The organism is Devosia sp., from assembly GCF_040509215.1.
In the GTDB taxonomy this organism is placed as follows: Bacteria; Pseudomonadota; Alphaproteobacteria; order Rhizobiales; family Devosiaceae; genus Devosia.
Genome location: NZ_JBEVLL010000329.1, coordinates 1 through 7,894, shown reverse-complemented (window position 1 = coordinate 7,894; position 7,894 = coordinate 1). Strand labels below are relative to the sequence as shown.

The 7,894-nt window shown below is 63.1% G+C and carries 7 protein-coding genes; 2 read left to right on the top strand and 5 right to left on the bottom strand.

The annotated features are described in order from the left end of the window. Positions 1–181 precede the first annotated feature (181 nt). Both chrA and ABW043_RS18670 read right to left on the bottom strand, forming a co-directional pair. Entirely contained in the window at positions 182–1,387 is a 1,206-nt protein-coding gene (chrA, locus tag ABW043_RS18675) for a chromate efflux transporter (protein ID WP_353922708.1), read from the bottom strand. Beyond that, positions 1,388–2,272 (bottom strand): hypothetical protein, encoded by an 885-nt coding sequence (locus tag ABW043_RS18670; protein ID WP_353922707.1) that lies wholly within the window; start codon positions 2,270–2,272, stop codon positions 1,388–1,390. A gap of 280 nt (positions 2,273–2,552) precedes the next feature. Here ABW043_RS18670 and ABW043_RS18665 point away from each other — a divergent pair, with 280 nt between their 5' ends. Beyond that, entirely contained in the window at positions 2,553–3,713 is a 1,161-nt protein-coding gene (locus ABW043_RS18665) for a DUF2336 domain-containing protein (RefSeq protein ID WP_353922706.1), read from the top strand. A 74-nt stretch (positions 3,714–3,787) separates the two neighbouring features. Here the strand turns inward: ABW043_RS18665 and ABW043_RS18660 are convergent, their stop codons facing one another. From ABW043_RS18660 to ABW043_RS18650, 3 genes are read right to left on the bottom strand one after another with little or no spacing between them, the layout of a single operon-like run. After that, a complete protein-coding gene (locus ABW043_RS18660; RefSeq protein ID WP_353922705.1) occupies positions 3,788–4,141 on the bottom strand; it encodes a DUF1491 family protein in 354 nt (117 codons plus the stop codon). Next, positions 4,141–5,355, bottom strand: a complete 1,215-nt coding sequence (locus ABW043_RS18655) for a peptidoglycan-binding domain-containing protein (protein ID WP_353922704.1) — start codon at positions 5,353–5,355, stop codon at positions 4,141–4,143. The genes ABW043_RS18660 and ABW043_RS18655 overlap by 1 nt, the downstream gene beginning before the upstream one ends. After that, on the bottom strand, positions 5,352–7,172 hold the full coding sequence (locus tag ABW043_RS18650; RefSeq protein ID WP_353922703.1) for a PAS domain-containing sensor histidine kinase: 1,821 nt from the start codon (positions 7,170–7,172) through the stop codon (positions 5,352–5,354). Before ABW043_RS18650 ends, ABW043_RS18655 begins: the two co-directional genes overlap by 4 nt. Positions 7,173–7,473: 301 nt before the next feature. Between ABW043_RS18650 and ABW043_RS18645 the strand changes: the two genes are divergently transcribed. After that, entirely contained in the window at positions 7,474–7,770 is a 297-nt protein-coding gene (locus ABW043_RS18645; RefSeq protein WP_295410857.1) for a hypothetical protein, read from the top strand. Positions 7,771–7,894: the final 124 nt, after the last annotated feature.

Below are 7,894 nucleotides of genomic sequence, written 5' to 3'. Positions count from 1 at the left end.
GTTCAAAGACGACCCCACCCAGCCGCTCGTCGCGCAGCTCGACGACGACCAATCCGCGCAAAGCCGAGACAACAACATGGTCTGGTAGTTCGCGCCAAAGGCCGCAGAGCGTTTGAAGTCAGTGCAGGCGCCGGGCTGAAGGCAGGGCCACCTCTCCCTTCGGGGGAGAGGTGAAGAGCGCTCACAAAACCCCGATCGCCCCACCAACCGCGGCCAGCGCAGCAACCACCACCAGCGGCGGCAATTTCCAGCTTACCAGCGCGACAAAGCCAGCCAGCGCCAACGCAAAATCGAGCGGCGAGAGAACCGCTGATGTGAACACCGGATCATAGAGCGCCAGCGCCAGTACGCCCACGACGGCGGCGTTGGCGCCGCGCGTCGCCGCCTGCGCGAAGAGATTACCCCGCAGCGCATGCCAGAACGGCAGCGCCGCCAGCACGATAAGCAGTCCGGGCAGGAAGATCGCCACCAGCGCAATCGCCGCGCCCAAAATGCCATTGGGGGGCACGGAGCTCGCGGCCCCCAAATAGGCAGCAAAGGTGAAGAGCGGCCCCGGCATCGCCTGAGCCGCGCCATAGCCGGCAAGGAAAGTGTCCTCGCTCAAGAGATCCCGGCCGACCGTTCCCGCCTCCAGCAGAGGCAACACCACATGACCGCCGCCAAACACCAGCGCCCCGGCCCGGTAGAAAGCATCGAAGAGCGCGAGGGCCGGATTTACGCCGGCAAGGAGCGGCAAAACCACCAGCAGGCCAGCGAACAACAGCAGCGCGAAAATGCCAAAACCGCGCGACACCGGCGCTTGGGTCGCGGCCACGGCGCCATTGCCCTTTTCCTGGCACAGCGCCAGCCCGAGCGCGGCGCCGAGCACAATGGCACTGACCTGCCCCAGCACCCCGCCAAAGGCCACCATGGCCAGAACAGCCAGCACGGCAATAGCCGCCCGTGCCCGGTCCGGCGTCAGGCTCTTGGCCATGCCCAGCACCGCCTGCGCCACCACGGCTACAGCAACCAGTTTCAATCCATGAAGAATGCCCTGCGCCAGATCGCTATCGAGCGCCGCTGCGCCGAGCGCAACCGCCACCATCAACAGCGCCGATGGGAGCGTGAACCCGATCCAGGCCGCCGCCGCACCCAGCGGCCCAGCCCGCATCAGGCCAATGGCAAAGCCAACCTGGCTCGAGGCTGGACCTGGCAGGAACTGGCACAGCGCAACGAGATCGCCATAGGCCTTGTCGTCGAACCAGCCGCGCCTTGTGACGAACTCATCGCGAAAATAGCCCAGATGCGCGATGGGTCCGCCAAAACTGGTCAGACCGAGTTTGAGAAAGGCCCCAAAAACCTCTCCGGCATGCCCGGTCTTTCCGACTTCAACGCTTTGATCCGACAACTACTTGATCTCGATCACTTCCGTGTCGGGGACCATCGTTTGGAAGCGTGACGGTATGGTGACACCGCCCTGCCCCGGCCGCGACCCGCTGCCCGAACAGAAATCGTACCGGCTCGCCCGGTCGGCCCAGGCACGCAGTTGCTGAAGCGAACGGTCGACCGCGATCGATTGCTCATGCGGGGTTTCGACAAGGAGATTGTCGAGCGCATAAGAGTAGCTCTCGTAGCGGTAGTTCACCGCGCGCACGAACCACTCGATGTAATGGGTGTTTTCGTAACGCCGCGCCGCGACATCGCTAGCAGCCGTCGGCGCCACATTGGTCAGCGAGGCCAGCGCGATCTCGCGATTGCGATCGACCTCGATCACCGCGCAGACGCTGGCAAAGGTCGAGGGCAAGGTATCGAGATCCGCAAGGATATGCCGGCCGAGCGTCGCATAGCGTACCCGCGACGACTGGTAATGCTCGCGCTTGAGCCAATTGTAATAGCGGTCGGTCGTGAACTTCCAGTCCTTGGCCCGCGTGATGCGCGTGCGCTGCATTTCCGCTTCCGTGTCGAACATCCAGTCCCGCGAATGCGCGGCAACGAGGAAGCGCCAGGTGCGATCATGCATTTCGCGTTCCTGGTCGGTCTGGTTGAAGTTCGACACAGGCTCGCGCTGCTTGGCCATGAAGGTGCCGACAGCGGGCAGCACGTCGTCGTGCAGAACGCTGGGCTTTGCCCTGCCGAAATCGCCAACGGGCCGGGACGCGCAAGCGACCAGCAGCCCGGCCAAAAGTGCCGTCCCTAGAAAACCAAAAAAGCGCGGCATGTAGTTAGCCGCGTTTGCGACGACGCCGTGAGGGGTCGAGACGGTCAGTGGGTGGCGGCGTCGGACCGCGTTCATAACGTACCCCGGTGAATAAGAATATCTGTGCGTCGCCGGACAATGGTTGTCCTGATTTTGCGGGGCGGTCCCGCTTTTCGAATTTCAGCAGCTTTCCCAAGCTGACCTCCATTTGGGTGGCTCCCCCGTCCCTAGTGGAGGCCGCCAGTTCAGTGTGATTCTCCCGGCACGATGACGCACCTCGTGCAGGCCCTATTAAGAGATCGTCAAGGTTAACAGTCTGCTAACGAATTACAGGCAAATTGATCGACAGAACGCGCCGGGGGCGCGCAATTAGTCGATGGTCCTGCCCAACATGCTCGGTTTTCAACCTTACGAAACTTTCCAGCTTCTCATTGAAACTGGCGGCGTGGACCGCACCAACACCCTGCTCATTGCAGCATGCGACGCCTATGCGCGCCGCGGTCGTCCGACCCTTCCCGAAATGGAACAGTTCGAGACTTTGGCCTCGCGCCTCTTCCAGTCGGCCAGCCCCCAGGCCCGTGCCAAGGCCGCCGCGATCCTCGGCCGCAGCGAGTTGCTGTCCCAGACCCTCGAGCAGCTTGTCATTGAAAACATTGGCGAAGATCTCGTTTCCTTCCTCGCCAACGCCGAAGAACTCTCCGACCGCACCCTGCTCGACGTGCTCGGCCGCTACGATGTTTCCGCCGCCGCAACCATTGCCGGCCGCAAGAACCTGACCAATGTGGTTCTCGCCAAACTCTTCCAGATGAACTCGCGCAAGGTCTATCGCGCCCTGTCCCAGAACATGGACATCACCCCGCGCGGCGCCTATCTCAGCGCCCTCGCCCGCTCGGCGCAGATGGATCACCTCGTCGCCGAAGCCCTTGGCGAACGCAAGGATTTCGACGCCGCCCTCCTCGCTCCCGCATTCTTCGATCTCTCCGACGCGCAGCGAATCAAAGTCATCCAGGCCTTCGCCAATCGCGAAACCCCGGCCGCGCCGATTTCGCGCACCATCGAGCAGCTTTCGGTCGCGACGCCGGAACTGACCAAAGCGCTGATGAAGCTTTTCTCGGAAAACCGCCGTCCGGAAATCACCAAGCTTCTCGCCCAAATCACCGGCCTCGATGAAGTCCGCTGCGGCCAGATCGCCCACGACGTCACCGGCGCCTCGACCTTCGTTGTCCTGCGCGGTTTCGGCGTCTCGGCCTATGACGGGCTGAAGGTTCTGATCCACGCCACCAGCCACGACAGCGAACGCTCGCGCGCCCTCGCCGATTTCGCCTCGCTGTTTGCAACGGTCTCGGCCGATGCCATGGCCTACCTGATGAGCGCCTGGCGCGGCGAGGTGAACCTGCTGGATCTTTCCAAGCCGCAGTACCGTCCAGTCAACATGCCGAGCCGCCGCACGCCGCAGCCGGCGACCAGTTCGGGCAATGCCGTGGTGGAGCAGGCCATGGTCGCCCTCTCCCGCATCGGCGCCCGCCGCGCCGGCTAAGATCGAGCGCTGTGAAAGAAAACGCGTCATCCCCGCGAAAGCGGGGATTTCCGTTTATGGAACAAGCGCCCGGCCTATTGCTTGCCTGGGTCCTTGATCACATCGATACCCAGATCATCACCGCGCAGGTCGATGCTCAGCACCCACAGGTCCGGATCAAAATCGACCTCCCGGGCGATGCGCTGGCGCACGGTGTCGGGCTCGACATGCAAGAACCGCGTCTGAAACACCAGCCCAGCGCCATCGCCGCGACTGACCACCGGAGCTGGCGTATAAAGCGAGCGCGTGCCATCGAGATGGTCGACTTCGATGAAAACCTGCCCGGCTATGGGGTCACCCTTGCGGGCGACCACGCACATATGGCCGAGATCATTGTGGCGCCGCACAAAGGCCATGCACCACAGATCGCTGCGGATTGCGCCAGCCACTAGATGGTCGCGCCAGCCTTGCGCAGCAGCTCGATAAGATCGGGCTGCACCTGGCCGGTGATTTTGTAGCGATGGAAGTTTTCGAACTCGCGAATGGCGCGCGCCGTTTCCGGCCCGGGATTGCCATCGATCTGGCCACGGAAGAAGCCGAGGCTGGCAAGGCCGCGTTGAATATCGGCAACCAATTGGCCATCGGTCGCGGGACGCGCAGCCCGCGGCTGGGAGGACGGGGTCGTGCTGGCAACGGTCTGGACCACCGGCTGCACCGCCACCAGCGGCTGGGGAGCGACCGCCTGGACCGGAGCGGGCATGGCCTGGCTCGACAGATTGGCGCTTGGAACCGGGGGATTGGCGACCGGTGTACCGGTGCCACGCGTACCGTCGACAGCGGCAACGATGGAATCAATGGTGTTGGCCGCAGCAACGCCGACGGTATCGACGGCCTGCTCGACCGGCGAGAGCGCGGGAAGGCGTGCCACGACGCGATCCTGCTCTAGAGGAGCCGCTTGCTGAATTGGTGCCGGAGCGGCAGCAACCGCAACCGGTTGGCTCACGACGGGAGCCGGTGCGGGGGCAATAACGGCCTGCGGCTGCGGGACAGGCTGCGGCGCCGGAGCGGGCGTTGCAACAATGCCAGCGCCATTGGCGCCAAGAATGGCATTGACCACATCTGCAGACAGCGCGCCCTGGGGCGCAAAGCCGTTGCGCTCTTCAAAGGCGCGGATGGCGCGAGCCGTCATCGGGCCGTAGTAGCCATCGACATTGCCTTCGAACAGTTGCAGCTCGGCGAGCTTCTTCTGGACAGCAAACACTTCGGCATTGCCGACGGGCTGATCCGGAATGGTCTGCGGCACGGCCGCAACGCTACCAGTCGTCTGAGGGGAAACGACCTGGGGAGCGACGGCGGTTTGCTGTGCGTCTTGCACGGCCTGCTCACGCATTGCGGCTGGCGCTGGAATGGGCGCGGCCTCGGGCGCCACGGAATAGGGTACGCTGCGGTCAGCAGCAAAGAACGGGGAGGGATGCACCCCGGTCTGGAAATACAGCGCATTGCTGCCGGCCAGCGCGCTCATGGTCACGAGGGCAAAAATGCCCGTCGAGGCCAGCGGCGCCTGCATATAACGAGTGAACGCCCAATGTGCCCCACGACCAATCTGGGCCATGAGGACGCTACCGGCCATAAGCGGCAGCTGGGACAGGGTTGATGCTGTCATTGCGCTTTTCTTTTTTCGTTTTGCCATGAATTGATAGGCGCCGCCGCAGGCTCCCGGTGCAAGGGTAGAACTTCGACAGTCTCTTCCAACTTCGTTGCCGGACCGTTTATCGGGAGAAGAACGGTCATGGTTGTCCCCGCTCCGATTTCCGACATCGCCCGGAGCGCACCACCATGCAGCTCGGCCAGACCCTTGACGATAGAGAGACCGAGGCCGGTGCCCTCATATTGCCGGTTCAGCCCGTCCTGCGCCTGGAAGAATGGCTCGCCGATGCGTTCGAGTGCCATCGGCGCCATGCCGATACCCTGGTCGCGCACGGCAAAGCTCAGCGACTGGCCCTGACGCTTGACCACGAGGGTCACCGTGTCACCGACATGGCTGAACTTGATGGCATTGGAGAGAAGATTGATGAGAATCTGACGGCAGGCGCGCTCATCGGCCAGAACCATCGGCAGACCCGATTCGATCTGGGCTTCGAGTGTGATCGAGCGCGCCTTGGCCATGGCGTCGACCATGGCAAAGCAGGCCGGAACGATATCGTCGGGCTGGAAGCGCGCCGTGCTGATTTCAAACTTGCCGGCCTCGATGCGCGACATGTCGAGCAGCATGCCGACAACGTCGAGCAGGTGCTTGCCACTCTGGTGGATAAGGCCTGCATATTCACGATGGGTCGGCGACAGCTCGCCGCCAATACCGCTCGTCATCATTTCGGAAAAGCCGACCACGGCATTAAGCGGGGTGCGCAGTTCGTGGCCGATAGTGGCGAGGAAGCGCGACTTGGCCTGCGAAGCCTCTTCCGCCGAATGGCGAGCTTCGGTCATGGCCGCTTCAGCGTCCTTGCGCTCGGTGACGTCGCGCAACAGCGCCGTCACTTCATAACGGGTGCCAACCATCTGATCCCTGATCGGGGAGAAATGGGCTTCCACCCAGATGAAATGCGGCATGCCGCCGGCAGCATGCGGGTCATCGCGGCGCATGCGCACTTCGATCGAACGGCTCTTGCCACCCTGATTGGCGTCGGCAAAGGCGGTGAGATAAGCGGGCCGGTCCATGACATGAAGGCGTTCGCCCATCGACCCAATGGTCAACTGATAGCGCGGGCAGCCAAACAGCGTTTCGGCCGAGCGCGAAGCCGACAGCAGTTCGCCCTCGGTCGAAAAGCACAGAACCGTATCCTGCACATGCTCGACCAGATGCCGATAGGCATTGAGCTGGGCCTTATCGTGGACGACATAGCCGGCGTTGATGTGATGCGTCGTGTGCGCAACGAGGAGCGCGGCAAGGAAGAATGCTGCCGTACCGGACAGCATGGCTTCATTGGCGAGGCCTACGTCGGAGGGCAGGCCCAGAAGCGCGCCGACGGCCCCAAGCACCAGCGCCAGAACGACAGCCAGCCAGCTCCAGAGCCGGACAGCCGGCCCCATCAGCAGGGCCGCCAGAACCGGGCCCATCACGATGACGATCAGGCCCATATCGGCAAGGCGCATGTCGAGGAGGGTCAGCACGAGGCCGGAACCCATGACCGCGACGACCTGGGCAAGCGCCGCATCGTCATAGCGGGTGCGGTGATACAGCGACAGGCTCAGCATCCCGCCGCCAAGACCAACGCAGGCAATGGCAAAACCGAGCGCAGCCTGGCTCGCCAGCGCCCACATGGCGAAGGGCATGAAAACGACGGAAACGGCGATCATCAGGCGGGCATTGTTGGCGATGGTTTTGCGGCGCAGCACGTCGGGGCGCTGGGCAGACGCCGCAGGCGTGCCGTCATCCCTTCCGCCGATGCCGAAAATACCAAGGCTACGCATCACTTTACTCATACTCGAGACGCCACTCTTGCCGGCTCCCAAAGCCGTTGGGCCCGGCTCGCATGCGAGCCCGCCCGTCTGATTGTCCATCAGATCTTGTGTGGTCACACTCGCGCGGCAGCCCCTAAGACAGGTTTAAGTGCTGGTCCTCAAGGGGGGCTTTCGCCGGTTAGCGTAAACAAGGCGTTGCCCAATTCCGAAACTGCGACAACCATTTGTTTCAAATTTTAAGAACTGGGCCCAGTTGGCCTTAAGAAGCGGCACATAGTCTTTAATGCGAAGAGCGGGAGAGGCCCGTTCGAAAGCTACGGCAATGATGTTTCTCCTGCGTTCGGCATTCTGGCTCACTGTAGCCTTCGTGGTCATCCGACCCGAAGTCGACGTGCGCGCATCTGCCGGGTCGGTCGCCAACGAGGCGATGGCCCGCGGCAGTCAGTTCGTTGCCGACCAGATCCAGGCCATCGAGTGCGATAGCCTGCAATGTATTGGGGGCAAGGCAATTGTCGCCGCTGCCCTCCCGCCTATCCCGCCCTCCGGCACACCCATGCATGTCGCGCCGCAGGACAATCCGGTTCCCTATCCCCGACCTCGACCGGATTGGGCGGGCTGACGGACGCCTGCCCCGGCGCCCGATTGATATATCCAGTGGCACGCGTCTCTTGCCCAAGCGACGCCCCAGCGTCCACTGGCTCCTGCCGCAAGCACATTGCCCCGTGCTTGCGGCTTTTTCTTTC